This window comes from Vibrio sp. 10N.222.55.C7 (assembly GCF_041473335.1).
In the GTDB taxonomy this organism is placed as follows: domain Bacteria; phylum Pseudomonadota; class Gammaproteobacteria; order Enterobacterales; family Vibrionaceae; genus Vibrio; species Vibrio crassostreae_C.
Genome location: NZ_JBFRSC010000004.1, coordinates 105,701 through 131,689 on the forward strand (window position 1 = coordinate 105,701; position 25,989 = coordinate 131,689).

The window sequence follows — 25,989 nt, forward strand, 5'->3', positions numbered from 1 at the left end:
TCAGGGTTTTTCTGTTTCTAGCCCTAGATGTTTTTACCTTTAAGACCCACCTTCCATGATATTAAAAGCACATAATAAAACGCTCGTTTTAGACCGCCCACATGTGATGGGTATCCTCAATGTTACGCCTGACTCTTTCTCTGATGGCGGAAAATTCAATTCATTAGATAATGCTTTACTGCAAGCAGAGCGAATGATTCAAGCTGGTGTTAGCATTATTGACATTGGTGGTGAATCAACTCGCCCGGGAGCGCCTGACGTTCCTTTAGAAGAAGAGCTCGCTCGCGTTATTCCTGCCATTAAAGCAATTCGCGCTAAGTTTGATGTGTGGATCTCCATTGATACCAGTAAAGCTGAAGTGATGCGCCAAGCCGTTGAAGCGGGGGCTGATTTGATCAATGATGTGCGCGCACTGCAAGAGCCCGGAGCTTTAGAAGCGGCCGCCGATGCTAATGTGCCCGTTTGCCTGATGCACATGAAAGGTCAGCCAAGAACCATGCAAGCTAACCCTAATTACGATGATGTCCTAATGGATGTTGAAGCGTTCTTAAAAGAAAGGGTGGAGGCTTGTGAGGCTGTTGGTATATCAAAAGATCAGCTGATTCTGGATCCTGGTTTTGGTTTTGGTAAAACCATTGAGCATAATTACCACCTATTAGCGCACCTTGAAAAGTTTCATTCGTTAGGCTTACCTGTTTTAGCGGGGATGTCGAGAAAATCGATGATCTTTAAATTGCTAGACAAGGTTCCGGCCGACTGCATGGTCGCAAGCGTCACTTGCGCGACGATTGCCGCGATGAAAGGCGCACAAATTATTCGCGTTCATGATGTCGAGGAGACACTGGAAGCGATGAAAATAATCGAAGTGATGAACAACAATCACTAAATATAATTAAGGAAAATCACTATGTCTGATAAAAGACGTTATTTCGGCACAGATGGTGTGCGTGGCAAAGTAGGCCAGTACCCGATTACACCTGATTTTGTTCTGAAGCTTGGCTGGGCTGCGGGTCGTGTTCTTGCGAAGCAAGGCACAAAGAAAGTCATCATTGGTAAAGATACTCGTATCTCTGGTTACATGCTTGAGTCAGCGCTAGAAGCTGGCCTTGCTGCTGCTGGTCTTCAGGCTACGTTTACTGGCCCAATGCCAACACCTGCTGTGGCTTACCTAACTCAAACCTTCCGCGCTGAAGCCGGTATTGTTATCTCTGCATCACACAACCCATACTACGATAACGGTATCAAGTTCTTCTCTTCTGAGGGAACAAAACTGCCGGACGATATCGAGTTGGCAATTGAAGCAGAGTTGGATAAAGACATCGAATGTGTTGATTCTTCAGAGCTAGGTAAAGCAGTACGTTTGAACGATGCGGCTGGCCGTTACATCGAGTTCTGTAAAAGTACGTTCCCACATAAAATGACATTAGCTGGCATGAAGATCGTTATCGATTGTGCACATGGTGCGACTTACCACATTGCGCCTGCTGTATTTAAAGAACTGGGTGCTGAAGTTATTGCGATTGGTGTTGAGCCAAACGGTACTAATATCAACCACGAAGTCGGTGCGACAGATGTACGTGCTCTGCAAGCAAAAGTGGTTGAAGAAAAAGCGGCATTAGGCCTTGGCTTTGATGGTGATGGTGACCGTATCATCATGGTTGACGAGCTAGGTAACAAAGTTGATGGCGATCAAATCGCTTACATCATTGCTCGTGATGCACTGCGTCGCGGTGAGTTGAAAGGTGGCGTTGTTGGTACACTAATGACCAACCTTGGTATGGAAAATGGCCTTAAGCAGTTAGGTATTCCGTTTGTTCGTGCTGCTGTTGGTGACCGTTACGTAATGGAACAGCTTCTTGCTAAAGGCTGGAAGATCGGCGCTGAAAATTCGGGGCATGTTATCCTACTAGATAAAGTGACGACGGGTGATGCTATCGTTGCTGCTCTGCAAGTGTTGGCTTCAGTTGTTGATAGTGAAATGACGCTGAATGAGCTGTCTCAGGGCATGACGTTATACCCTCAAGTTCTAGAAAACGTTCGTTTCAGCGGAGATTCAAACCCATTGGAAGCTGAAGCGGTAAAAGCAGCGGTTGTTGAAGTAGAAGCTGAGCTTGGCGAGAAAGGTCGTGTGCTATTACGCAAGTCTGGTACCGAGCCACTACTGCGTGTCATGGTTGAAGGCGAAGATGCAGAGCTTGTTCAAGCATCAGCGCTTAAGATTGCAGATGCAGTAAAAGCAAACTGCTAATTTAACCTTTTACTTAGCTGGCGCAGCGAATAGCGCCTGTGATTAGAAGTGGTTGACTTATATCACGGTCAAAAGATATAACGGTCAAAAGAGACGTAAATGAGTTTTGTGTCGCTTTTGACCTTTTTTTGACCATTCACTTGGTAAAGGCTTATTTTTTAGCAAATTCTCCTTGTCAGCCATCGTCGCATTCGCTAGTATTGCTCGGCCTTCAGTTAGGAGGTCGCTAGCCTTGTTCTTAAAAATAGTTTTTTGAACGGCGCTGGCTCAACAATTAGGAACATAGGTGGAAAAATGTTTACAGTTCTACTTGTGATTTACCTGTTGGCAGCGCTTGGTGTAATTGGCCTAGTGTTGATTCAACAAGGTAAAGGCGCAGATATGGGAGCCTCTTTCGGTGCTGGCGCTTCAAACACTGTGTTTGGTGCTGGTGGCTCAGGAAATTTCCTTACCCGAATGACTGCAATTTTTGCAACTACATTTTTTATCCTTAGCTTAGTGCTTGGTAATATGTCTACACATAAAACTGAGTCACAATGGATTGACCCGACCCAAGGTCAGGTGATTCAACAAGCTGATGATGCAGTGAGTGAAGTTCCGGCGCAAGGCGACGAAATTCCACAATAATCTGTAAAGATTTGATGCCGAGATGGTGAAATTGGTAGACACGCTAGCATGAGGTGCTAGTGCCTTAGGGTGTGAGGGTTCGAGTCCCTCTCTCGGCACCATGTTTACAAACTTGTAAAACATCTTGTTGGGCGTATAATGCTCGCAAGTCGGACGCGGGATGGAGCAGTTTGGTAGCTCGTCGGGCTCATAACCCGAAGGTCGTCGGTTCAAATCCGGCTCCCGCAACCAATTTCAATGCTATTATATAGCTTGTATTGGTAGCAAGTTTGCACAGTGTGAACCTCACTGTGAGTTAGGTGCGATATCGAATGTGATGGCACTTAACATATAAGGGTCCAGCAACAAAAACCCCGGCTTATACGGGGTTTTTTGTTATCTAAGCATTTGTAAATGTATTTAGATAATGTTTGCTTGGAATTTAAATTGGGCTTTGAGCCCTTTTTTTGTTTCTGGAGTGGTTAAATGACTGGTTTAGAAAGACAACTTACTGAAATGCTTGACGCTCCAGTAGCAGCATCAGGTTATGAGTTAGTTGGATTAGAATTTATTCGTGCTGGTGAGCACTCAACGCTACGTATTTACATTGATTCACCAAACGGTATCAATGTAGATGATTGCGCTGAAGTTAGCCACCAAGTAAGTGCCGTAATGGACGTTGAAGATCCAATTTCAGTGGCTTATAACCTTGAAGTGTCTTCACCAGGTTTAGAGAGACCACTGTTCAAAGCAGAGCATTACCAACAATTTATTGGTCACGAGGTAAGCATCGTTTTGAAAATGGCTGTCGGCAACCGTCGTAAATGGAAAGGTGATATCCAATCTATCGAAGGCGAGACAGTGAAAGTATTGGTTGAAGGACAAGAAGAAGAATTCGTCCTGAGCAATATTGCGAAAGCTAACCTGATCCCTAAATTTTAGTTCTCCTAGAGAGAAGAGCTTAAGAGGCTAGATTAATGAACAAAGAAATTTTGGCGGTAGTAGAAGCTGTTTCAAATGAGAAAGCAGTTCCTCGTGAGCGTATTTTTGAAGCGCTTGAAATCGCGCTTGCAACGGCAACAAAAAAGAAAAGCGAACTAGAAATTGAAGTTCGTGTTGAAATTGACCGTAAAACGGGTGATTTCGAAACTTTCCGTCGTTGGGAAGCTGTTGAGGAAGTTGAATTCCCAACAAAAGAAATCTCTATTGAAGCTGCAAAGTACGATGACCCAGAGATCGAACTTGGCGGTTTCATTGAAGATGATATCGAATCAGTAACGTTTGACCGTATTACGACTCAAACGGCTAAGCAAGTTATCGTACAGAAAGTACGTGAAGCTGAACGCGCTCAAATCGTTGAGCAGTTCATCGATAACGAAGGCGAGCTAGTAACTGGCGCAGTTAAGAAAGTTAACCGTGACACTATTATTCTAGACCTAGGTAACAACGCTGAAGCGGTAATCCTTCGTGATGACCAACTTCCTCGTGAAAACTTCCGTCCAGGTGACCGTGTTCGTGGTCTTCTTTACGCAGTTAAACCAGAAGCTCGTGGTTTCCAGCTTTTCGTTACTCGTTCGAAGCCAGAAATGCTAGCTGAACTATTCCGTGTTGAAGTGCCTGAGATTGGTGAAGAGCTAATTGAACTTAAAGGTGCTGCACGTGATGCCGGTTCTCGTGCTAAAATCGCTGTGAAAACAAACGACAAACGTATTGACCCAGTTGGTGCGTGTGTTGGTATGCGTGGCGCACGTGTACAAGCTGTTTCTAACGATCTTGGTGGTGAGCGTATTGATATCGTTCTTTGGGATGATAACCCGGCTCAATTCGTAATCAACGCAATGGCTCCTGCTGATGTTGCTTCAATCATCGTTGATGAAGACGCACACTCTATGGATATCGCTGTTGAAGCGGATAACCTAGCACAAGCGATTGGCCGTAGCGGTCAAAACGTACGTCTAGCGTCTCAACTTACTGGTTGGGAACTGAACGTAATGACTGTTGCTGATCTTGAGAAGAAGCACCAAGAAGAAGCAGTTGCTTCTATTGAAAACTTCATGAAGCACCTAGACATTGAAGAAGACTTTGCTCAAATGCTTGTTGAAGAAGGCTTCTCTACGCTTGAAGAAGTAGCATACGTTCCTGTGAACGAGCTTCTTGAAGTAGACGGTCTAGACGAAGGTATCGTTGAAGAACTACGTAACCGCGCAAAAGACGCACTGACTACTCTAGCGCTAGCGAAAGAAGAAACTTTCGACGGTGTTGAGCCTGCTGAAGACTTACTTGCACTTGAAGGTCTTGAGCGTGAAATGGCTTACAAGCTAGCAGCAAAAGGCGTTGCGACACTGGAAGACCTAGCTGACCAAGGCGTTGATGAACTAGAAGGCATCGAAGACCTAACTGCAGAGCGTGCAGGCGAGCTAATTATGGCTGCGCGTAACATCTGTTGGTTCGGCGACGAAGAATAATTCAGCAAGGAGAGAAAGCGGTATGACACAATTAACAGTTAAAGCACTGAGTGAAGAGATTGGTACGCCAGTTGACCGCTTAATTGAACAACTTGCTGATGCAGGCATGAAGAAAGCAGGGTCGGATCAAGTGACTGATTCAGAGAAGCAAACATTGCTAACGCACCTTAAAAAGGAGCACGGCGATACTTCAGGCGAAACAGAACCGACTCGTTTAACTCTTCAACGCAAGACCCGCAGCACGCTAAGTGTTGCCGCTGGAGGCGGTAAGAGTAAGGATGTTCAAGTAGAGGTACGTAAAAAGCGTACTTACGTGAAGCGCAGCACTATTGAAGATGAAGCGAAACGTGAAGCTGAGGAAGTAGCTAATCGTGAAGCGGAAGAGAAAGCACAACGCGATGCTGAAGAGCAAGCGAAACGTGATGCTGCAGAGAAAGCACAGCGCGAAGCTGAAGAAAAAGTAACACGTGAAGCGGATGCAAAACGTGAAGCTGAAGAGAAGGCTCAACGCGCACAAGCTGAAAAGGCTAAAAAAGACATGAATTCAAAAAATGCAGACGCTAACGCACAAGCGAAAAAAGAAGCGGATGAACTTAAAGCTCGTCAAGAGCTAGAAGCAACTCGTAAAGCAGAAGCTGAAGCAGCTAAGCTTGTTGAAGAAGCTCGTAAGTTAGCAGAAGAGAACCAAGAACGTTGGTCTGAAGAAGAGAAGAAGAAGAAAGAGCAAGAGAAATCTGCGGATTACCATGTGACTACTTCTACTTACGCTCGTGAAGCTGAAGATGCAGCAGATAAGAAAGATGAGAAAGCACCTCGTCGTCGCAAGAAGAAAGCAGCTCCTGCTAACCAACCTGCAAACAACCGTGGTGGTCGTAACCAACGTGGTCGTGGCGGTAAAGGTAAGCTTGCTAAACCAACTTCAATGCAGCAAGGCTTCGATAAGTCAGCAACTGTTGCTAAATCTGACGTTGCTATCGGCGAAACTATCGTTGTTTCTGAACTGGCTAGCAAAATGTCAGTTAAAGCAACTGAAGTTATCAAAGTAATGATGAAGATGGGCGCTATGGCGACTATCAACCAAGTGATCGACCAAGAAACAGCACAACTTGTTGCTGAAGAAATGGGTCACAAGGTAATCCTACGTAAAGAAAACGAACTTGAAGAAGCAGTACTAGCTGACCGTGATAGCGATGCTATCGCTGAAGGTCGTGCTCCTGTTGTTACTATCATGGGTCACGTTGACCACGGTAAAACTTCAACACTTGACTACATTCGTAAAGCACACGTTGCTTCTGGGGAAGCTGGCGGTATCACGCAGCACATTGGTGCTTACCACGTAGATACTGACAACGGCATGATCACTTTCCTTGATACTCCTGGACACGCGGCGTTTACCGCTATGCGTGCTCGTGGTGCTCAAGCGACAGATATCGTTGTACTTGTAGTTGCAGCAGACGATGGCGTAATGCCACAAACAATCGAAGCAATCCAGCACGCGAAAGCGGCAGGCGTTCCTCTGATTGTTGCTGTGAACAAGATCGATAAAGAGGGTGCAAACCCAGACAACGTTAAGAATGAGCTAGCTCAATACGACGTTATCCCTGAAGAATGGGGCGGTGAGAACATCTTCGTTCACATCTCTGCAAAACAGGGTACAAACATCGATGGTCTTCTAGAAGCAATCCTTCTTCAGTCTGAAGTTCTTGAACTTACAGCGGTTAAAGAAGGTATGGCGTCTGGTGTTGTTGTTGAATCTCGCCTTGATAAAGGTCGCGGTCCAGTTGCAACAGTATTAGTACAGTCTGGTACTCTAAACAAAGGCGATATCGTTCTTTGTGGTCAAGAGTACGGCCGTGTTCGTGCAATGCGTGATGAAAACGGTAAAGACATCGAAACTGCAGGTCCATCTATTCCTGTAGAAATTCTAGGTCTTTCTGGTGTTCCTTCGTCAGGCGATGAAGCGACTGTTGTACGTGATGAGCGTAAAGCACGTGAAGTTGCGAACTACCGTCAAGGTAAATTCCGTGATGTTAAACTAGCTCGCCAACAAAAAGCGAAACTAGAGAACATGTTCGCGAACATGACGGCTGGCGAAGTTGCTGAGCTTAACGTGGTACTTAAAGCTGACGTTCAAGGTTCTGTAGAAGCGATTGCTGACTCTCTACTGAAACTGTCAACTGACGAAGTGAAAGTGAACATCGTAGGTTCTGGTGTTGGTGGTATTACTGAAACTGATGCAACGCTTGCTGCAGCTTCTAACGCTATCATCCTTGGTTTCAACGTTCGTGCTGACGCAACTGCGCGTAACACGGTTCAGAACGAAAACCTAGATCTACGTTACTACTCAATCATTTACCAACTGATTGACGAAGTTAAACAGGCGATGGGCGGTATGCTTGCTCCTGAATTCCGTCAAGAGATCATTGGTCTTGCACAAGTTCGTGACGTATTTAAGTCGCCTAAACTTGGTGCAATCGCTGGTTGTATCGTGACTGAAGGTACGATTAAGCGTAGCAACCCAATCCGTGTACTTCGTGAAAACGTTGTTATCTACGAAGGTGAACTAGAGTCACTTCGTCGCTTTAAAGATGACGTTCAAGAAGTTAAGAACGGTTACGAGTGTGGTGTCGGCGTTAAGAACTACAACGACGTTCGCGTTGGTGACCAGATCGAAGTATTCGAAATCGTTGAGGTTAAACGTACTCTAGACTAATCAGTCTGTACGACTCGACATATTGACTAAGGTTACTAACATTACTAGTAAAGGTAATAAGTAATCGGTTGTTGAATACACCATGGGGGGCTGGTTATTACCAAGCCCCCCATCTTTCTAAGTGAGAAAAGAAAATGTCAAAAGAATTTAGCCGCACACAACGTGTGTCTCAGCAGCTTCAAAAAGAGCTTGCGCTTATCCTACAACGTGAAGTTCGTGACTCACGTATTGGTATGGTAACTATCTCAGACGTAGAAGTGTCTCGTGACCTTGCTTACGCAAAAGTGTTCGTGACTTTCCTATGTGTTGGTGAGCAAACACCGGAATCATGCCTTAAAGCTCTTAAAGAGCATGAAGTGCCAGTTCGTATGGCTCTTGGTAAGCGTATTCGCCACCGTCTAACGCCTGAAGTTCGTTTTACTTACGACAACACACTAGTAGAAGGCATGCGTATGTCTAACCTAGTAAGTGAAGTTCTGAACGACGACAAGCGTAAGCAAGAAGAAGCTGGCCGCACTGACGAAACTCAGTCTAAGGGCGAAGAGTAATGGCTCGCCGTCGTAAAGGTCGCCCTATCAACGGGGTAATTCTATTAGATAAGCCGACTGGTATTTCGTCTAATGATGCACTGCAAAAAGTAAAGCGTATTTACTTTGCAGAGAAGGCAGGGCACACCGGTGCTCTGGATCCTCTTGCGACTGGCATGCTGCCAATTTGTCTTGGTGAAGCGACGAAGTTCTCTCAGTTTCTTCTAGATTCTGATAAGCGCTACGTTGTTATCGCTAAGCTTGGTGAGCGTACCAATACCTCTGACTCTGATGGTGAAGTGGTAGAGACACGTGATGTTAACGTGACTCAAGAACAGCTTGAGCGTTGCATTGCGAGCTTCAAGGGTGAAACCGATCAGATACCATCAATGTTTTCGGCATTGAAGTATCAAGGTAAGCCTTTGTACGAATACGCACGTGCAGGTATTGAGGTTCCTCGTGAGTCTCGTAAGATCACTGTGTACTCTATTGAACTGCTTCGCTTTGAAGGTGATGAAGTTGAAATGGAAGTGCATTGTTCGAAAGGCACATACATCCGCACAATTACCGACGATCTTGGTGAGATGCTAGGTTGTGGTGCTCACGTGACCATGCTTCGTCGTACAGGTGTCGCGAAGTACCCATACGAGCGTATGGTGACTTTGGAGCAGTTAAACGAGATCTTAGAGCAAGCACAGGCGCAAGAAATTGCACCGAAAGAGCTGCTTGATCCACTGCTGATGCCAATGGACACTGCCGTTGAAGACTTACCAGAAGTAAACCTGAACGCGGAACTGACTGACCTAGTTCAGCACGGTATGCCAGTTCAGGTTGCTGGTGCGCCAACTGAAGGCACGGTTCGTATGACAAGTGGCGAAGAGAAGCTGTTTGTCGGCGTAGCTCAGATTGCTGAAGATGGCCGAGTTGCACCGAAGCGTTTGGTTGTTTTCAGAGATGAAGAGCCACAAGCTTAGCGCTTATATCGAGTCAGATCTTAGCGGTTTGCCTTGAAATGCGAGCAAATAAGACAGAAAGCGAACGCCTAATTTAGGTGGTTCGCTTTTTTTGTTTTTAATGGGTTCGATTGTTATTGCACCAACTGACAAACTTCCCTATAATCCTCGGCTCGCGTAGCGGCTGAATCAGAGATTGGCTGCTACAAATATAAACTTACTCTTATCAGGAGAGAATTATGTCTCTGAATGCAGAAACTAAAGCAGCAATCGTTGCAGAATACGCACAATCTGAAGGCGACACAGGTTCACCAGAAGTACAAGTAGCACTACTTACTGCTTCTATCAACCACCTACAAGGTCACTTCAAAGCGCACAAACACGATCACCACAGCCGTCGTGGTCTACTACGTATGGTTTCTAGCCGTCGTAAGCTTCTTGATTACTTGAAAGGCAAAAACCTTGCTCGTTACCAAGACCTAATCAAGCGTCTAGGCCTACGTCGCTAATAGCGATGTCTGCAAAGACAGTTTGAAGAAAAGGAGCATTTATGCTCCTTTTTTTGTGCCTGTAAGAAAATGCTAGGCTGGATGCTCAGAATATCATCTGGCTTTTTCTGATAGGAAATATATCTCCTAATAAAAATAGTTTATACTACGCCCGCCTATAGCGTTTTCAGCGTTTGGCAATCAACCTCTCAAGAGATTACAGTCACAGATGTCGGCCAATAGGTCGCGACTATTCAAAGGCGGATTTGGTCTTAATTCGGCGTATGAACACATACAAAGAGTCACCATCCTAAGTCCCTTTTCACTAGTCGCGATTGGTAATGTCTTGAGTCATTATTCACTTAATCTAAAGTCTGACTTTAGAGCTAAGGATATACAATGTTTGAAAAACCAGTTGTAAAATCGTTCCAGTACGGTAACCACACCGTTACTCTAGAAACGGGCGTAATTGCACGTCAAGCTACTGCTGCTGTAATGGCGACTATGGACGATACTTCAGTATTCGTTTCTGTTGTTGCTAAGAAAGAAGCAGTTGCAGGTCAAGACTTCTTCCCACTAACAGTAAACTACCAAGAGCGTACATACGCTGCGGGTAAAATCCCTGGTGGTTTCTTCAAGCGTGAAGGTCGTCCATCTGAAGGCGAAACACTAACAGCTCGTCTGATTGACCGTCCAATTCGTCCACTTTTCCCAAGTGCGTTTAAAAACGAAGTTCAAGTTATCGCTACGGTTGTTTCTATCAACCCTGACGTAAACCCAGACATGATCACTATGATCGCAACATCTGCTGCGCTTGCTATCTCTGGTGCTCCATTCAATGGTCCTATCGGTGCTGCACGTGTTGGTCACATCGACGGCGAACTTGTTCTTAACCCATCAAATACTGAGCTTGAAAACTCTAAACTAGACCTAGTTGTGTCTGGTACAGAAGGCGCAGTACTTATGGTTGAATCTGAAGCAGATAACCTATCTGAAGAAGAAATGCTTTCAGCTGTTGTTTACGGTCACGACCAACAACAAGTTGTAATCAAAGCAATCAACGAGTTTGCTGCTGAAGTTGCAACTCCATCTTGGAACTGGGAAGCACCAGCAGTTAACACTGAGCTTAAAGCTCAAGTTGCTGAACTTGCTGAAACTCGTCTATCTGACGCGTACCAGATCACTGAGAAAATGGCTCGTTACGAGCAAGTTGGCGTAATCAAGAACGACGTTGTTGAAGCTCTAATTGCACAAGACGAAAACCTAGATGAGCGCGAAATCCGCGGCATGCTTGGTTCTCTAGAGAAAAACGTAGTACGTAGCCGCATCATCGCTGGCAACCCACGTATCGATGGCCGTGAAAAAGACATGGTTCGTGCGCTAGACGTACGTACTGGTGTTCTTCCACGTACACACGGTTCTTCTCTATTCACTCGTGGTGAAACTCAAGCACTTGTTACTGCAACGCTTGGCACACAACGTGATGCTCAAATCATCGACAGCCTGATGGGTGAGAAGAAAGACAACTTCCTTCTACACTACAACTTCCCTCCATACTGTGTAGGTGAAACTGGTTTCGTTGGTTCTCCTAAGCGTCGTGAAATTGGTCACGGTAAGCTTGCTAAACGTGGTATCCAAGCAGTAATGCCTTCTGTTGAAGAATTCCCATACACAGTTCGTGTTGTATCGGAAATCACAGAATCTAACGGTTCTTCTTCAATGGCTTCTGTATGTGGTACATCTCTAGCTCTTATGGATGCTGGTGTTCCAATCAAAGCTTCTGTTGCGGGTATCGCAATGGGTCTTGTTAAAGAAGGCGACGATTTCGTTGTTCTTTCTGACATCCTTGGCGACGAAGATCACCTAGGTGACATGGACTTTAAAGTAGCAGGTACTAACGCTGGTATCACTGCACTTCAAATGGACATCAAGATCGAAGGTATCACTAAAGAGATCATGCAAATTGCACTTAACCAAGCGCAAGGTGCACGTAAGCACATCCTTTCTGTAATGGATGAAGCTATCTCTGGTGCTCGTGAAGATATCTCTGAATTCGCTCCACGTATCCACACAATGAAAATCAGCTCTGATAAGATCAAAGATGTTATCGGTAAAGGCGGCGCAGTTATCCGTGCTCTTTGTGAAGAAACGGGTACTACAATCGAAATCGAAGACGATGGCACAATCAAGATTGCTGCTACTGAAGGCGCAGCTGCTAAAGAAGCTATCCGTCGTATCGAAGAGATCACAGCTGAAGTTGAAGTTGGCCGCATTTACCAAGGTAAAGTTGCTCGTCTAGCTGACTTCGGTGCATTCGTTACTATCCTTCCAGGTAAAGATGGTCTAGTACACATCTCTCAAATCGCTGACAAGCGCGTTGAGAAAGTGTCTGACTACCTAACCGAAGGTCAAGAAGTTCCTGTTAAGGTTCTTGAAATTGACCGTCAAGGCCGTGTACGTCTAAGCATGAAAGAAGCAGTTGAAACGCCAGCTGAAGGCGAAGCACCTGCTGCTGAGTAATTCTCAGTGTGTCGATGGTGATATCGCTTTTTAGTGATTTCTAACCTATCGTCAACAAAGCATGTTATAAAGGGGAGCATATCGCTCCCCTTTTTTATTGCGGTCATAACAGGAGTAATTATTTGTGAAATGGTTTCAAACCGCGAGTATGTGTTTACTGCTTGTACTAACAGGTTGTGCGACAACATCAGATAACACCTCAAGTTGGGTTTATCCACCGATGGCTGTGCCACTGCAACCAAGCGTTCAGCAAGAAGTTCAAATTGCACGTCTTAGTCAGTTATTACAGCGCCCAGATTTGAACGATGAAGTTCGAGCTAAGATGCTGTTTGAACGTGGTAACTACTACGACAGTGTTGGCCTGCGTGATCTCGCGCGTCTCGACTTCAACCAATCTCTTTCATTGAACCCTGCTCAACCTGATATCTTCAATCTTTTGGGTGTTTACTTTACGCAGGTAGGGGAGTTTGATGCGGCTTATGAATCTTTTGATTCTACGTTAGAGCTTGATCCTGCAAACTCTTACGCAGAAAGGAACCGCTCTATCGCGCTTTACTATGGCGAGCGTTACGACTTAGCCAATGAAGAGATGATGAAGCACTATGCCGACGATCCTAGCGATCCGTTTCGCGCTCTGTGGTTGTACATCATTCAGCATGAGCTGACGCCAGAGCAGGCTAAGCTTGATTTGCAAAAACGTTACGAGAGCCGTGATGAGCAGTGGGGTTGGGTATTAGTCGCGATTATGCTTGATGACATTACTGAAGAGCAGGCTTTCAAGGCGATCTTAACCGGTACTCGTGACAACACGTTACTTGCGCAGCGTCTAACAGAGACGTACTTCTACCTTGCTAAGCGTTACCATATGAATGGTGATTACGCGAATGCTATCTCTTTGTACAAGTTAGCGGTTTCTTTTAACGTGTATGAATACGTAGAACATCGTTACTCTTTCTTAGAGTTAAGCCGTATCTTCACCACACTTAAAGCTGAGCACTTAGCGCAAGTTAAGCTGGCTGAGGCCGAAGAAGAAGCCAACGCTAAGTAAGCAACACATTTTGATTCCGAAAAGCCGCTGTCTGTCAGCGGTTTTTTTATGCTCCTTTTTTATGATCTTCATCTCGTTTTGATTGCTTTTTATTTAAACAACACTAAAATAGTTAGCCTTGCTAACTAAATGCTATTCTTTGATTAGGTGAGTATGCTGAACCAGAATTTAGAAAAGATTGAGCGCTTCGCCTCTAAGATATGGCGCACTCAGGTAAATGAAGATCCTATTTGCCAATTGAGCTTCAATGAATATGACTATTTGAAGGTCATTCAAGCCTCTCCTGAACCGATCCGATTGACAGATCTGGCGATTGAAATGCAAGTAACCAAGCCTTCAGCAACTACTATGGTTCAAAGGTTAGAGAGAAAAGGTCTCGTTGAGCGTAAAGCTTCGCTCGAAGATGCGAGGTCTAAGTTGGTCGTACTGACCAGCAAAGCGGAAGTCGGCTTGGAAGAAGAAAGTAAGATCTATCAGGTCATGGCACAGATACTGGAAAGCCGTTTGTCTGAGCAAGAATCTCAGCAGTTAAACCTATTATTAAATAAAGCTTTAAAGTAAATAATTTAGATATTTAGTTAGCCTTGTTAACTAATTTTTCGAGTCATATCTTGTTGATATGCGACTCACAAATGAAAGTAGAGTAAGAAATGAGTAACTCAATTAGTCGTCAATTTTGGCGATACACAATCCCTACCGTGGCGGCCATGTTGGTTAATGGCCTGTACCAAGTGGTGGATGGCATCTTCATTGGCCGCTATGTGGGGGCTGATGGACTTGCAGGTATCAATGTTGCGTGGCCTGTGATTGGTTCGATTCTTGGTATTGGTATGTTGGTGGGTGTGGGCACAGGTGCGCTTGTCTCGATTCGCCAAGGTGAAAAAGATACTCAAGGCGCTAAGCAGATCTTAGCAACGGGCTTAACCTTGTTGTTAGCGATAACGCCTATTGTCTCTGCATTGCTGTTCTTGTTTGCTGATAACTTCTTGCTTTGGCAGGGCGCTGAAGGGCGAGTGTATGAACTTGGTCTGCAGTACTTACACATTCTGATTGGTGCTAGTGTCTTCACGCTAGGTTCGATCGCGATGCCGTTTCTACTGCGTAACGATGACAGTCCGAACTTAGCGACGATACTGATGATCGTTGGTGCGGTGATTAATATCGTGCTCGATTACCTGTTTATCGCTCTCTATGGCTGGGAGTTGATGGGTGCAGCATTAGCAACAGCGATTGCCCAGTTTGTAGTAACGGCTCTCGGCTTGGCTTACTTCTTCTCGCGTCGAGCAAACCTACGTTTACGTTGGAATGAGTTGAGATTGAAGCTGGATGTGATTCCACAAATCTTCGCCATTGGTACATCAAGCTTCTTTATGTACGCTTATGGTTCGATGATGGTGGCGTTGCACAATGCGTTGTTCTCTCAATATGGCGACCAGTTGATGATCGGTGCTTACGCGATTTTGGGCTACATCGTGACGGTTTATTATCTCACGGCTGAAGGTATCGCCAACGGCATGCAACCATTGGTGAGCTACAACCATGGTGCGCGTAACCAAGCAAACATCCGCAAGCTACTTAAGATTGCGATGATGAGTTCGGTATTGATTGGTGTGGCGTTCGTGCTGCTTCTCAATGCGTTCCCACGTGAGTTTGTATCAGTATTTAACTCAGACGAACCTCAGTTGGTTGAGTACACCGTGTTGGGTATTCGCCTTCACATGTTTGCACTGGCGCTGGATGGCTTCTTGGTAGTCGCAGCTGCTTACTATCAAGCGGTGAACAAGGGCAGCAAGGCGATGTTTGTGACTATAGGTAATATGCTTATCCAACTACCGTTCTTGTACATTATGCCTAAGTTGTATGGTGTGCCGGGGATCTGGATTGCGTACCCACTGTCTAACATCGCACTAAGTGTGGTGGTGATGGTAATGCTCTACAAAGACTTAAAGAAGCTCGATGCCTCACCGATGGAAACAGCGACGGCATAGGCCGTGTTTCTTAAGTCGCATTAAAAAGGTCTAGCGAACGCTAGACCTTTTTTGTATCTGTTGCTGGTTAGTCCAATGCGAGGAACTAGATGTTCTTAACGTCTAAACCTGCAAGCTGATGCCAGTAACCATTACATTGGCGGCTTTCAATCTTCATCGGTTTTTGACCTTGCTCGTTCGCTCTGAAGTTATTGATTTCAGAGAAGGTATCGATGCCGAGTGGGCTTAAACGAACCACATCAACCAAGTCGTGCATATTTGGCAAATCGTTGACTAGGTTGTAGCAGTAGCCTGATTGCGTCTGAATACCGTTAAGGTTGAAGACTGATTGGCCTTCTTGGCTTTCTACTTGTAGCCCTGTTGGGTACTTGATACAGCAGGTTTCGCAATCGTCTTTAGCTTTGTTTTCAGCGCGAGCGGTAAAGCAGCGTGCTGAGTAAGCAAGCGGCAGGTAGCCGTGGCTAAACACTTCAACTTCGAACTTGTTACGAATATTTAGCTCTTCGCACTGGGTCATTACGTTGCTTAGCCATTCGCGAGAAAGCTCAACCGGCATACACCAACGCGTCATGCCTTGTTTCAAGAATAGGTTCAGGGTGCGTGCGTTGTAGGTGTTTACTGCCGGGCCAACCACGAAAGGTACTTTGCTTTCGCTGGCCAGTTGAATTGCAGACACATCATTGGCTTCGATCGCAAAGTCACCGTTATCGATGTACTTCTTCATGATGTTGACTTCGCTTGGTGCTTCTAGCAATGCCATGGTGGAAAGTACGACTTGCTTACCTGAAGCAGACAGCTCTTTAGCAATGTCCATCCAGTGTTTCGCTTTCATCTCACGACGCTTTGAACACACCGCTTCACCTAGGTAGATGATATCGGCAGAGCTTGATTTCGCTTGCTCATAGAAGCTTTCAACGTCTTGTTTTGGCCAAAAATAAAGTAGAGGGCCTAATGCGTATTTCATTGAGTTCTCCATTTGGCTCTATTGCCATTTACGGTGATAAGCGCCAAGCGTGGTTTGTGTACCTTCCGATACATTCGCCAGTGTCGCATTCCAAGCTTGTTCCACTTGGTATTGTTCTGGGTTCGCTAAGTAGCGATCGATAGCTGCACGCCACGTACGAGTGACTTGTTCAACATAAGCCGGGCTGCGTTGGCGACCTTCAATCTTCACTGAGGCAACGTTCGCCGCGAAAAGCTCAGGCAACATGGATAGCGTGTTGAGGCTGGTTGGCTCTTCAAGTGCGTGATAGCGCTTACGTTCACCATCGATATCTGCTTCAAAGCGGCCTTTACACAGCGTTGGGTAACCTGCGTTTTCACCTGCTTCATATTTATCGATAAGGATTTCGTTCAAGCGAGATTCGAGGCCAGTTTCTGTTTCTTGCCAGCGAACGTATTTCGCCGGAGAACAAGCACCAACAGTATTTGGTGATTCGCCTGTCATGTATGAAGAGAGGTAGCAACGGCCTTCTGCCATGATGCACAAGCTACCAAAAGCGAATACTTCAAGGTCAACGTCAGAAGTGATGTTACGAGAAAGCTGTTTGACCTGATGAATCGACAACACACGCGGTAGTACGACACGCTTAACGTTGAAGTTTTTATGGTAGAAGTCGATAGCCGCCGCATTGGTCGCAGATGCTTGCACTGATAGGTGCAGTTCTAGATCTGGATACTTATTTGCTGCGTACTCAAGCACCGCGATGTCTGCGATGATCAGCGCATCAACACCCAGAGCAGCGGCGTTGTCTACGGCATTAGTCCAACGGTCGAAGCCATTTGGGTGAGCAAACGTATTTAGGGCAACATGAATTTTCTTGTTGTGGTCATGCACATACTGCACAGCACGATCGAGCTTTTTACCCGCAAAGTTTAGGCCTGCAAAGTGTCGGGCATTGGTATCGTCTTTGAATCCGATATAGACAGCATCCGCACCACAATCAATAGCGGTTTTCAAAGCAGGTAAGTTACCCGCTGGGCATAAGAGTTCCATTTGCTCACTACCAGTAGAATTAAGTTGAAGCGAGCATTTTATGAAGAATTGTGAATGACGGAATTGATGTAAGGCAGGTTTAGATGGATAAATCTGCTTTTACTCCGTTTGAGGTACTGACGAGTGACCGTTTTACATGTTGGCTTGGTTTAAATATGAGGTACTTGATTAGTTCTTATGACGGCGGTTTTGGGCAAACAACTCTTCGACATCTTGTTTTGGTTGCGGACGGTAGAAGTGGAAGCCTTGAATCGAACTACAGTTGAGGTTCGATAATAGAGTCGCTTGCTCACTGGTTTCGACACCTTCAGCAACCACGGTCAAATCGAGAGATTTACCTAGGTTGATGATGTTTTCAATTACGGTGATTTGCTTTGGTAGGGTATCGATATCAGAGATGAAAGCACGGTCTATCTTAAGCTCATCAATTGGGAAGCGAGCAAGGTAAGACAGTGAAGAGTAACCTGTACCAAAATCATCAATGGAGAGAGCAAAGCCAAGTTTCTTGATGGCGTTAAGCATTTGGAGTGTGTGTTCACTATCACTCATCACCGCACTTTCCGTTAGCTCGAACGTAATCGCACTTGGATCAAGCTCGGTCGAACGCAGTAGCTTTTCCATGTAATCAATCAGTTTCGGGTTACCAAACTGTTCTGGTGAAAGGTTGATAGCCACTCGACCTGGAAGGATACCTTGCATCTTCCAGCGTTTAACCGTAGCAAACACTTCACGCATTACCACTCGGCCAAGTTGTTCAATAAGCCCTGCTCGTTCCGCCACAGGAATGAACGCGGCCGGACTGATATAACCTTCGACAGGATGCTTCCAACGTACCAGAGCTTCAGCGCCGTTGATGGTGAAATCACGGGCATTCACTTTCGGTTGATACCAAACCTCAAGTCCATTTTGTTGCAGTGCTTTTTGGAGCTCTATCTCAAGCCACAGTCGCATACGCGCTTCTTTATTCATCTGTTCGTTGAACTTGATCAGACGATTACGACCACGATCTTTCGCTTCATACATTGCTGTGTCTGCATTTTGCAGCAAGATACGAGCATCAGTACCATCTTGAGGAAAGCTCACACTACCAATAGAGCAGGCTAAGCGCTTGCTAAAGTGGTGAAGATCGAAGGGTTGATTGATCAGGGAAATGATCTTTTCAGCGAGCATTTCAGGTGTTCGCTGATGTTCAGGTTCTGGAAGGATAATACCAAACTCATCCCCGCCTAAATGTCCAATCACGGCCTTACGAGGCAGTAAGCGTTTAAGACGCGAAGCGACCTCTTTAATCACCTTGTCACCGATGTGATGACCAAGTGAGTCATTGATATTTTTAAAGTTATCAATGTCTAAGTAGAGCATCACCACCGGCGTATCGTTGTGAATGAACTGCTCAAGACGCTTAGTAAACCCAACTCGATTGTAGAGTTTGGTCAGTGCATCTATGTAGGCATCTTCACTGTTTGCTGGTGTGTATTGTTTTGCGGTTTCTTGTGCGTCTTGAATAAGCACCAGCTGAGTGTTGCTTCCAAGAACGGTGGTGGAGTCGATGTTGAGCTGGACCTTACGTTCAAAGCCGCATCGCGCACCCGTTAAGCAAACCAAACCAGACTCAGAAATAATAGAGCTGAGGTTATTATTGAAGACTGTTTTGGTTTGTTCATCGATAAATAGGCGTCCCAGCTGTTCGCCAATTAACTCTGTGGTTGAGTTAAAGCCAAGCAGGCGCGCTGCCGCTGGGTTGGATGACAAGATATAGTCACTTTCAACGAGCAGTAATCCGTCAGGGAGTAGTTGAGATAGTTTGTGGAATTTGGCTTCGGATTCTTCTAAAGAACGGACAAGTACTTGGTTTTCTGATGTGTCGAAGGCGTGAAAGACGATGTAGTCGGTTTTGTTGCCATTGGTAAGCGGAGATAGGCTGAAATGAAGGCTGGTATCGAGGTCTGTTTCGTTGAGGGTGACTTCGGCCTCAATCGTTTCGCCACTGAATGCACGCTCATAGTAAGGCTTGAGATGTTGGTAGAACTGTTCGCCCAATGTTTGGCGATCATTCATGCCTGCAAGCTCTGGTTGACTCAAACCAGCAATATCGCAGTAACGCTCATTCACCATAAAATAGTTATGTTGAGCATCAAGTACTGCAAAAAAGAACGGACTATTTGCAGTTAGCTGGGTAAACCAATGTTGTAGTTGTTGGGGAGGCATCAAAGTACTACCAATTCTCCAAGAGCTTGAATATTCACTATCGATAAATATTTATTACTTTTTGTGTGGCTATCGATATTTACCTGTGAGTGCAGCGATCCGCTGTAATTCTCATTACCTGAGTTACTATAACTGTGATTTTCAGGATATTAAAGGTCGAGTATCAAACAGAAGTTAATTTGATACATAACAGTAACTGAGATCTCAACATCATCTATGATGCATTCCATATTATTGACAAAGTTACGGATAAGTCACGTGATAAACAAGATTCGCACTCAACTAGTTCAAAATGCCGCATCAATTTTGCGATCTCCAGTCCAGTTATTGCCTAAAACAGTACAAAAAAGAGCCTTATTGGAGGCGCTTAAGAATGTATTCAAGGAAGCTTTAGAGGACGGTGACTTTGAGTTTTTAGAAGACAAATGGCTGAAAGTCTCAATAAAAGACATGGGGTTAAGTTGGTGTATTAGCTACAAAAATGAGCAACTGGTTGTAGCTGATAAAGAGGTGGTTGAAGATGTAAGCTTTAGCGGCAATCTTAACGATCTTGTGTTGATTGCGGGACGTAAAGAAGACCCAGATACGCTTTTCTTCCAACGTCGACTGTCTATTGAAGGTGATACAGAGCTCGGTTTAGAGGTCAAAAACTTGATGGATAGCGTAGATTTGGACTTATTGCCGACTCCTATGAAAACTTTGTTAAATCAATTAGCTGATTTTGTGCAGAAGGGAGTACAATCCCCAGATACACAAAGTGAGGTAATGAATGCTTATTCGAACTGAAGCACCGGCAGATATACTTGTCATTGATCGTCTATTGAAATCTGTTTTTGAAACGGATGCAGAAGCTAATTTGGTTATGAGCTTGCGTGAGAATAGTCATTTAACGCTATCGCTGGTGGCTTGCTCTGACGAAGGCGAGGTGGTTGGTCACCTGATGTTTAGCCCAATTACCCTTAAAGGTGACGATCACAACTGGCAGGGGCTTGCACCACTTGCTGTGAAAGAAGAGTTCCGCAACCAAGGCATTGCTAAATCACTGGTTGAAGATGCTTTCTCTACTTTGGTTGATTTTGGTTACCCAGCCTGTGTCGTGCTTGGTGATCCTGCCTATTACGGTCGCTTTGGTTTCAAGGCTGCGAGTGAATTTGGTTTGAGCTGCACTTGGGATGTACCTGAAGGAGCTTTCCAAGCTATCGAGTTAGTTGAAGGTGCGCTTGCAGGACATGCTGGTGAGATTGCTTACAGCCCAGAGTTCAACGACTTATAAGCTGATTTATCACGCAATAAGATACAAACTGACTTAGTCTAAATAAAGGAGCTTGATGCTCCTTTATTTTTTGTTAGTATCAGCCCAGTTCTAATAAGCTTCGGCTCCAATAAACTTAAGGTTACTACCGCTAGATATGTCACAAACACACGCGCAATACCTACAAGAGATGGGCATTAGCCAATGGGAACTAAGTCACCCAGAGCGTTTAGCAGGTTATGAATCTGAATTGACTCCGCTCTCGAGCGATTGCAAGTTACTGTTGGTTTCGCCTGAAAAACCTCAGGAAGATCTCGCCGTGATGTTTGAGCGAGTACTCAAAAGTATCAAGCTCGACTTATCTCAGGCTTTACACCTTCAACCGCAACACTTGTCTACTGTGGATTTAGGTTCGGTTGAGTGGATATGGTTTGCTGGTTGTGAGTCGGCTCAAGAGCTGAAGGCTAAAACACTTCAATCGCCATTACTGTCTGACATTAACGGTAACAACCAACACCGCCGCGACTTATGGCAACAAATTTGTGCTTATGACTAATCAATTTTTACCGACTTCACAACAACACCTAGGCGCCATTTGGAAGATAGAGCAGGCCGCGCATTCTCACCCTTGGTCTGAAAATATGATCCGAGATCTTGATAGCCGAGGCGCTTGTCATCATGTCCTTGAAGTTGATGGACAAGTGGTGGGCTATTTCTTCGCTCAAAATATTGTTGGTGAAGTGACGCTGCTTAATATTGCGGTAGACCCAAGCAAGCAAGGCAAAGGTTATGGTAAGGCACTAACTGAACATTTCCTTGATATATGTGAACAAGCTGATGCTGAAAGCGCTTGGCTGGAAGTTCGCGAAAGTAATGTGAACGCGTTTAATCTTTACGAAAAGGCAGGCTTCAACGAAGTTGATCGCCGTCGTAATTACTATCCAACTAAACAAGGCAACGAAGATGCCATCATTATGAGCTATCTTTTTATGTCTTTTAGCTAGTCATGTTACGTCTTTTCGCTAACTAGATAGCTAATCACAAAATTAGCCAAAAAATAGGGTGTAAACTGACCCTTTAGAAAGTGATACGCTTTCTGTATAATCCGCACACAGAATTCAAGGGCAAGTATTATCTACTTGCCCTTTTTACGCTTTAGATCAGCAAAGGGCGACTATGTCTTTCCAACAAGAAGTGAGCAAACGTAGAACGTTTGCGATTATCTCTCACCCGGATGCGGGTAAAACCACGATTACTGAAAAAGTTCTTTTATTCGGAAACGCGATTCAAAAAGCGGGTACCGTAAAAGGCCGTGGCTCTAACCAGCACGCTAAATCTGACTGGATGGAGATGGAAAAAGAACGTGGTATCTCGGTAACTACGTCGGTAATGCAATTCCCATACAATGATTGCCTAGTAAACCTACTCGATACTCCAGGACACGAAGATTTCTCGGAAGATACGTACCGTACGCTAACAGCGGTTGATTCTTGTTTGATGGTTATCGATGCTGCTAAAGGTGTCGAAGACCGTACTCGTAAGCTGATGGAAGTAACACGTCTTCGTGATACTCCAATCGTAACGTTTATGAACAAACTTGACCGTGACGTTCGTGACCCAATGGAAGTGCTTGATGAAGTAGAGAGCGAGCTAGGTATGGCTTGTGCTCCAATCTCATGGCCAATTGGTTGCGGTAAAGAGTTTAAAGGTGTTTACCACATTCACCGTGATGAAACGATCTTGTATGAATCTGGCCACGGCCACGAGATCCAAGAAGTTCGTATCATCAAAGGTCTAGATAACCCTGAGCTAGATGAAGCAGTAGGTGCTGATCTTGCGGAAAGCGTACGTGAAGAGCTAGAGCTTGTTATCGGTGCTTGTCCTGAGTTTGACCATGAATTATTCCTAGCGGGTGAACTAACGCCGGTTTACTTCGGTACTGCATTGGGTAACTTTGGTGTTGACCACATGCTTGATGGTCTAACGAAGTGGGCTCCTGCACCTCAAACGCGCCAAGCGAATGAGCGTGATGTAGAAGCGACAGAAGAGAAATTCTCTGGTTTCGTGTTTAAGATCCAAGCAAACATGGATCCAAAACACCGTGACCGTATCGCATTCATGCGTATCGTATCAGGTACTTACGACCAAGGCATGAAGATGAACCATGTTCGTACTGGTAAGAACGTAAGTATTTCGGATGCGGTGACCTTCATGGCGGGCGACCGTGCGCGTGCTGAAAAAGCATACGCTGGTGACATTATTGGTCTGCATAACCATGGCACAATCCAGATTGGCGATACCTTTACTCAAGGTGAGAGCCTTAAGTTCGCTGGTATTCCTAACTTCGCACCTGAGCTATTCCGTCGTATTCGCCTACGCGATCCACTTAAGCAGAAGCAACTTCTAAAAGGATTAGTTCAGCTTTCAGAAGAGGGCGCAGTACAAGTATTCCGTCCTATGCAGAACAACGACCTGATCGTTGGTGCGGTTGGTGTCCTTCAGTTCGACGTGGTTGTAGCGCGCTTGAAAGCGGAATACAACGTAGAAGCTATCTACGAAGGTGTTAACGTTGCAACAGCTCGCTGGGTTGAATGTGATGACGCTAAGAAACTAGAAGAATTCAAACGTAAGAACCAATCTAACCTTGCGCTAGATGGCGGTGACAACCTGTCTTACATCGCACCAACTATGGTGAACTTGAACTTAGCTTCTGAACGTTTCCCTGAAGTTCAATTCCGAGCGACGCGCGAGCACTAATAGCGACAGTTCTACATAACATTGTTGGATAATATTAAAGCCGAATTGCTTCTAGCATTCGGCTTTTTTGTTACACTAAGAGTACACCGTTTTGATGGAGTAAAGCGTGTTTGATCTCAATTTAGTAAAGCCATTCCTCTCTGTATATCAACAAAGATCGATAACCAAAGCGGCTGAATCGTTAGAGCTAACTCAACCTGCGGTTAGTGCTGCAATCAAGAGGTTTGAAGCGGTGGTAGGCTATGCGTTGTTCGTAAGAGTAGGGCGTTCAATAGAACCAACGTCAATGGCTCACAAATTGGCAGGTCAATTATCTGATGCTTTAGAGCTGATGGAAGGTGCAGTATCAAGAAAGCGTGATTTTACGGTTTATATGCCTGCGAATCTGCTCCACAAAATGCCCATGCTCAATGGTGTTCAGTTAGTTGAATCCCCAATTTCTGTAGAGAATGTTGTCGAGGATATCCGACTCAATCGAGTAGATTTAGTGGTCGATACTGGTTTACCTAAACAGTCAAGTTTAGCGTCTGAATTTGCAACTACTGATAGACTGCTTCTTATGAGTGATCCTGAAAACAGTCAATTTGGTGAGAAGATTTCGATGGATGAGTTTCTTGAAGCACGGCATGTAACCTTGAAGTTACTTCGACAAGATACTCAAATAGTCGACTTTCTTTCCGAAAAGAGCTTCACACGTGATGTGGCAATTGAAGTTCGAAACATCACTAACTTGATATTGGCGGTAAAAGGGACTGACTACATTGCTGCGGTTCCGGTTAGCATGATCCAATTAGCAAAAACCATTGGCTTACGGATTCATGAGCCTCCATTTTCAATGCGTCCTGTGGAGTTTGAGTTTTTCTATCACAAGAAGTATCAAACTAATGGGCAACACCAAGAGCTACGAGATGAGCTTAAACAGTTATTAAATAGCTAGAAATCGAAGGCTAAACCGAATTCCACATAGTTTTTGTTTTCAGGGTATATGGTGTAGGTAACGGACGGTTTTACGTACTTCAAGTTAAAGAATACAGCTACTTCGTGATAATGAATGTTGGTCCTAGTTTCATTTCTGATATGTCTAGATCTCGTAGTAGTATCATCTTTAATATAAAAGTCTTGGGTATCTTTTTTGAATCCGATTTCTTGGTTGAATTTGTAAAGAAAGTCAGCATATTGAATCGGGCTCCACAGAGCGCCTGCACTATAATCGAATGTGTCAGAGGCTCTATATTCCATGCATAAGTTTGGAAGACAAGCATCGAAATCTCTGTCCATATAGTTGTAGTTGATATCGCCAAGCAGTGTCCAATTTTCATGAATCAACTTAGCAACAAAAATGCCTGTTGTGATCTCATGTTCGCTGACTTTTACGGTGTTTTCAGTGTAGTACGTGTCCCCTTGCCAGAATGAATATCCCAACCCTGCTTGCCAATAGTCTTGAGTATCAACCTCTCCAAAAACACGCAATTTATCATTGATTTGATAGTTTATATCAAGTGTGGCGACTGTCTTATCATTGTCTGGGCTTTGAGATAAGCTGACGGAAAAGATATCTGTAAAACGCTCAATAGATTCAATAAGGGTGTCATTTGCAGACGAGTAAAAAGGGAAAGTCAAAGCAAGTATTAATAGAAGGCGTTTCATATTCAAATTCCGAATCGCTTTCCTTAGCTAGTGAGTAAAAACACCCGATAATAGCGTTCACTATTATCGGGTGAGCGGGTTCAACTCAGGTTGAATTTTAGCCGCGTAAACGTTGTTGAATAGCGGATTTAGCTTTCTGTAGTTTAGTTGGGTCGATAGATTGAAGCTTGCTACGGTCGATGTTTGAACCATCAAACACATGATCGTGATTCTTTGTTTGAATACGTACACCGTCATCTATTTTTGAAACAGTCGCAACCCATTGACCGTTGCCTTTGACTAAAGAGAATTGGTCAGAAGTAACATCGCCTTCCACACGAAGTAGTGTTTTTTCAAAGTCACCGTTGCCAATAAATACGAGCTCGCCATCTTTGCGTTGGACAGTACCTACCCACTCGCTGGTGTTTTCGTCGATAATGTGGATTTCGCCGTTAATGATCTTAACTGTCAGGTCACGCTCTTCCATCTCGGGGCGGTCTTCACCGAAATCTGGAGACCAACGAGGTGTATCATCAAAGTCCATATCTGGGTGCTCTGGAGAGGCTGGGAGAGCAGGTCGTGGGCTATCAATTA

General features: G+C 44.8%; 24 protein-coding genes and 2 tRNA genes. 21 read left to right on the forward strand and 5 right to left on the reverse strand.

Features of this window, described 5'->3' with window-relative positions; genetic code table 11:
* Window positions 1-55: 55 nt before the first annotated feature.
* From folP to AB4482_RS01255, 15 genes are all read left to right on the forward strand, one after another.
* The gene (folP, locus tag AB4482_RS01185) at window positions 56-886 is read left to right on the forward strand and encodes a dihydropteroate synthase (RefSeq protein WP_102393175.1); all 831 of its coding nucleotides are present in this window, start codon (window positions 56-58) and stop codon (window positions 884-886) included.
* Between the two features lie 21 nt (window positions 887-907).
* Window positions 908-2,248 (forward strand): phosphoglucosamine mutase, encoded by a 1,341-nt coding sequence (gene glmM / locus AB4482_RS01190; protein WP_372128954.1) that lies wholly within the window; start codon window positions 908-910, stop codon window positions 2,246-2,248.
* A 294-nt stretch (window positions 2,249-2,542) separates the two neighbouring features.
* The gene (secG, locus tag AB4482_RS01195; protein ID WP_017059392.1) at window positions 2,543-2,875 is read left to right on the forward strand and encodes a preprotein translocase subunit SecG; all 333 of its coding nucleotides are present in this window, start codon (window positions 2,543-2,545) and stop codon (window positions 2,873-2,875) included.
* A gap of 16 nt (window positions 2,876-2,891) precedes the next feature.
* Window positions 2,892-2,976: transfer RNA gene (locus AB4482_RS01200), tRNA-Leu, on the forward strand.
* Window positions 2,977-3,029: 53 nt separating this feature from the next.
* Window positions 3,030-3,106, forward strand: a tRNA-Met gene (locus AB4482_RS01205).
* 234 nt (window positions 3,107-3,340) lie between these two features.
* Window positions 3,341-3,796: a ribosome maturation factor RimP gene (gene rimP / locus AB4482_RS01210; RefSeq protein WP_004738265.1), complete on the forward strand. Its 456-nt coding sequence runs from the start codon at window positions 3,341-3,343 to the stop codon at window positions 3,794-3,796.
* 35 nt (window positions 3,797-3,831) lie between these two features.
* Complete coding sequence (nusA, locus tag AB4482_RS01215; RefSeq protein WP_017059230.1) at window positions 3,832-5,319, forward strand: transcription termination factor NusA; 1,488 nt, start codon at window positions 3,832-3,834, stop codon at window positions 5,317-5,319.
* 22 nt (window positions 5,320-5,341) lie between these two features.
* Window positions 5,342-8,032, forward strand: a complete 2,691-nt coding sequence (gene infB / locus AB4482_RS01220; RefSeq protein WP_017059231.1) for a translation initiation factor IF-2 — start codon at window positions 5,342-5,344, stop codon at window positions 8,030-8,032.
* Window positions 8,033-8,166: 134 nt separating this feature from the next.
* Window positions 8,167-8,580: a 30S ribosome-binding factor RbfA gene (rbfA, locus tag AB4482_RS01225; RefSeq protein WP_017065964.1), complete on the forward strand. Its 414-nt coding sequence runs from the start codon at window positions 8,167-8,169 to the stop codon at window positions 8,578-8,580.
* Window positions 8,580-9,533 (forward strand): tRNA pseudouridine(55) synthase TruB, encoded by a 954-nt coding sequence (gene truB, locus AB4482_RS01230; protein WP_017059233.1) that lies wholly within the window; start codon window positions 8,580-8,582, stop codon window positions 9,531-9,533. The genes rbfA and truB overlap by 1 nt, the downstream gene beginning before the upstream one ends.
* Before the next feature lie 218 nt (window positions 9,534-9,751).
* Window positions 9,752-10,021 carry a 30S ribosomal protein S15 gene (gene rpsO, locus AB4482_RS01235; protein WP_010436144.1) on the forward strand — a complete coding sequence of 90 codons (270 nt, stop codon included), beginning with the start codon at window positions 9,752-9,754 and terminating at the stop codon, window positions 10,019-10,021.
* Between the two features lie 378 nt (window positions 10,022-10,399).
* Window positions 10,400-12,520: a polyribonucleotide nucleotidyltransferase gene (pnp, locus tag AB4482_RS01240; protein ID WP_017059234.1), complete on the forward strand. Its 2,121-nt coding sequence runs from the start codon at window positions 10,400-10,402 to the stop codon at window positions 12,518-12,520.
* A gap of 124 nt (window positions 12,521-12,644) precedes the next feature.
* Window positions 12,645-13,568: a lipoprotein NlpI gene (gene nlpI, locus AB4482_RS01245; protein ID WP_017059235.1), complete on the forward strand. Its 924-nt coding sequence runs from the start codon at window positions 12,645-12,647 to the stop codon at window positions 13,566-13,568.
* Window positions 13,569-13,721: 153 nt separating this feature from the next.
* Window positions 13,722-14,129, forward strand: coding sequence for a MarR family winged helix-turn-helix transcriptional regulator (locus AB4482_RS01250; protein ID WP_017056675.1), 408 nt, complete (start codon window positions 13,722-13,724; stop codon window positions 14,127-14,129).
* An 89-nt stretch (window positions 14,130-14,218) separates the two neighbouring features.
* Window positions 14,219-15,556 carry an MATE family efflux transporter gene (locus AB4482_RS01255; protein WP_017065966.1) on the forward strand — a complete coding sequence of 446 codons (1,338 nt, stop codon included), beginning with the start codon at window positions 14,219-14,221 and terminating at the stop codon, window positions 15,554-15,556.
* 85 nt (window positions 15,557-15,641) lie between these two features.
* Here AB4482_RS01255 and AB4482_RS01260 read toward each other — a convergent pair whose 3' ends face one another.
* From AB4482_RS01260 to AB4482_RS01275, 3 genes are all read right to left on the reverse strand, one after another.
* Window positions 15,642-16,520, reverse strand: coding sequence for a U32 family peptidase (locus tag AB4482_RS01260; protein ID WP_017059237.1), 879 nt, complete (start codon window positions 16,518-16,520; stop codon window positions 15,642-15,644).
* Window positions 16,521-16,538: 18 nt separating this feature from the next.
* Window positions 16,539-17,552 (reverse strand): peptidase U32 family protein, encoded by a 1,014-nt coding sequence (locus AB4482_RS01265; protein WP_017059238.1) that lies wholly within the window; start codon window positions 17,550-17,552, stop codon window positions 16,539-16,541.
* Window positions 17,553-17,720: 168 nt separating this feature from the next.
* Window positions 17,721-19,760, reverse strand: coding sequence for a bifunctional diguanylate cyclase/phosphodiesterase (locus tag AB4482_RS01275; protein WP_017072096.1), 2,040 nt, complete (start codon window positions 19,758-19,760; stop codon window positions 17,721-17,723).
* 258 nt (window positions 19,761-20,018) lie between these two features.
* On the opposite strand from AB4482_RS01275, the gene AB4482_RS01280 reads away from it, so the two are divergent.
* From AB4482_RS01280 to AB4482_RS01305, 6 genes are all read left to right on the forward strand, one after another.
* The gene (locus tag AB4482_RS01280) at window positions 20,019-20,546 is read left to right on the forward strand and encodes an SCP2 domain-containing protein (RefSeq protein WP_029235120.1); all 528 of its coding nucleotides are present in this window, start codon (window positions 20,019-20,021) and stop codon (window positions 20,544-20,546) included.
* On the forward strand, window positions 20,530-21,033 hold the full coding sequence (locus AB4482_RS01285; protein ID WP_372128949.1) for a GNAT family N-acetyltransferase: 504 nt from the start codon (window positions 20,530-20,532) through the stop codon (window positions 21,031-21,033). Before AB4482_RS01280 ends, AB4482_RS01285 begins: the two co-directional genes overlap by 17 nt.
* A 136-nt stretch (window positions 21,034-21,169) precedes the next feature.
* Window positions 21,170-21,568 (forward strand): DNA polymerase III subunit psi, encoded by a 399-nt coding sequence (locus AB4482_RS01290; protein ID WP_372128947.1) that lies wholly within the window; start codon window positions 21,170-21,172, stop codon window positions 21,566-21,568.
* Complete coding sequence (gene rimI, locus AB4482_RS01295) at window positions 21,561-22,016, forward strand: ribosomal protein S18-alanine N-acetyltransferase (protein WP_372128945.1); 456 nt, start codon at window positions 21,561-21,563, stop codon at window positions 22,014-22,016. The genes AB4482_RS01290 and rimI overlap by 8 nt, the downstream gene beginning before the upstream one ends.
* 172 nt (window positions 22,017-22,188) lie before the next feature.
* A complete protein-coding gene (prfC, locus tag AB4482_RS01300) occupies window positions 22,189-23,769 on the forward strand; it encodes a peptide chain release factor 3 (protein WP_017063282.1) in 1,581 nt (526 codons plus the stop codon).
* 106 nt (window positions 23,770-23,875) lie between these two features.
* Window positions 23,876-24,706 carry a LysR family transcriptional regulator gene (locus AB4482_RS01305; protein ID WP_229647646.1) on the forward strand — a complete coding sequence of 277 codons (831 nt, stop codon included), beginning with the start codon at window positions 23,876-23,878 and terminating at the stop codon, window positions 24,704-24,706.
* Here AB4482_RS01305 and AB4482_RS01310 read toward each other — a convergent pair.
* Both AB4482_RS01310 and AB4482_RS01315 read right to left on the reverse strand, forming a co-directional pair.
* Window positions 24,703-25,416, reverse strand: a complete 714-nt coding sequence (locus tag AB4482_RS01310; RefSeq protein ID WP_372130949.1) for a hypothetical protein — start codon at window positions 25,414-25,416, stop codon at window positions 24,703-24,705. The genes AB4482_RS01305 and AB4482_RS01310 overlap by 4 nt on opposite strands.
* Before the next feature lie 97 nt (window positions 25,417-25,513).
* Window positions 25,514-25,989, reverse strand: a 476-nt coding sequence (locus AB4482_RS01315; protein WP_372174756.1) for a hypothetical protein, incomplete at its 5' end; no start/stop codon positions are given.

Bases quoted from the DNA above. Each gene is read 5' to 3' on its own strand.
- secG (WP_017059392.1), top strand. From the start codon at position 2,543: ATGTTTACAGTTCTACTTGTGATTTACCTGTTGGCAGCGCTTGGTGTA.
- AB4482_RS01275 (WP_017072096.1), bottom strand. From the start codon at position 19,760: ATGCCTCCCCAACAACTACAACATTGGTTTACCCAGCTAACTGCAAAT.
- AB4482_RS01250 (WP_017056675.1), top strand. From the start codon at position 13,722: ATGCTGAACCAGAATTTAGAAAAGATTGAGCGCTTCGCCTCTAAGATA.
- infB (WP_017059231.1), top strand. From the start codon at position 5,342: ATGACACAATTAACAGTTAAAGCACTGAGTGAAGAGATTGGTACGCCA.
- AB4482_RS01265 (WP_017059238.1), bottom strand. From the start codon at position 17,552: ATGGAACTCTTATGCCCAGCGGGTAACTTACCTGCTTTGAAAACCGCT.
- rimI (WP_372128945.1), top strand. From the start codon at position 21,561: ATGACTAATCAATTTTTACCGACTTCACAACAACACCTAGGCGCCATT.
- glmM (WP_372128954.1), top strand. From the start codon at position 908: ATGTCTGATAAAAGACGTTATTTCGGCACAGATGGTGTGCGTGGCAAA.
- AB4482_RS01290 (WP_372128947.1), top strand. From the start codon at position 21,170: ATGTCACAAACACACGCGCAATACCTACAAGAGATGGGCATTAGCCAA.
- rimP (WP_004738265.1), top strand. From the start codon at position 3,341: ATGACTGGTTTAGAAAGACAACTTACTGAAATGCTTGACGCTCCAGTA.
- AB4482_RS01260 (WP_017059237.1), bottom strand. From the start codon at position 16,520: ATGAAATACGCATTAGGCCCTCTACTTTATTTTTGGCCAAAACAAGAC.
- nusA (WP_017059230.1), top strand. From the start codon at position 3,832: ATGAACAAAGAAATTTTGGCGGTAGTAGAAGCTGTTTCAAATGAGAAA.
- pnp (WP_017059234.1), top strand. From the start codon at position 10,400: ATGTTTGAAAAACCAGTTGTAAAATCGTTCCAGTACGGTAACCACACC.
- AB4482_RS01255 (WP_017065966.1), top strand. From the start codon at position 14,219: ATGAGTAACTCAATTAGTCGTCAATTTTGGCGATACACAATCCCTACC.
- AB4482_RS01285 (WP_372128949.1), top strand. From the start codon at position 20,530: ATGCTTATTCGAACTGAAGCACCGGCAGATATACTTGTCATTGATCGT.
- prfC (WP_017063282.1), top strand. From the start codon at position 22,189: ATGTCTTTCCAACAAGAAGTGAGCAAACGTAGAACGTTTGCGATTATC.
- folP (WP_102393175.1), top strand. From the start codon at position 56: ATGATATTAAAAGCACATAATAAAACGCTCGTTTTAGACCGCCCACAT.
- AB4482_RS01310 (WP_372130949.1), bottom strand. From the start codon at position 25,416: ATGAAACGCCTTCTATTAATACTTGCTTTGACTTTCCCTTTTTACTCG.
- rpsO (WP_010436144.1), top strand. From the start codon at position 9,752: ATGTCTCTGAATGCAGAAACTAAAGCAGCAATCGTTGCAGAATACGCA.
- rbfA (WP_017065964.1), top strand. From the start codon at position 8,167: ATGTCAAAAGAATTTAGCCGCACACAACGTGTGTCTCAGCAGCTTCAA.
- truB (WP_017059233.1), top strand. From the start codon at position 8,580: ATGGCTCGCCGTCGTAAAGGTCGCCCTATCAACGGGGTAATTCTATTA.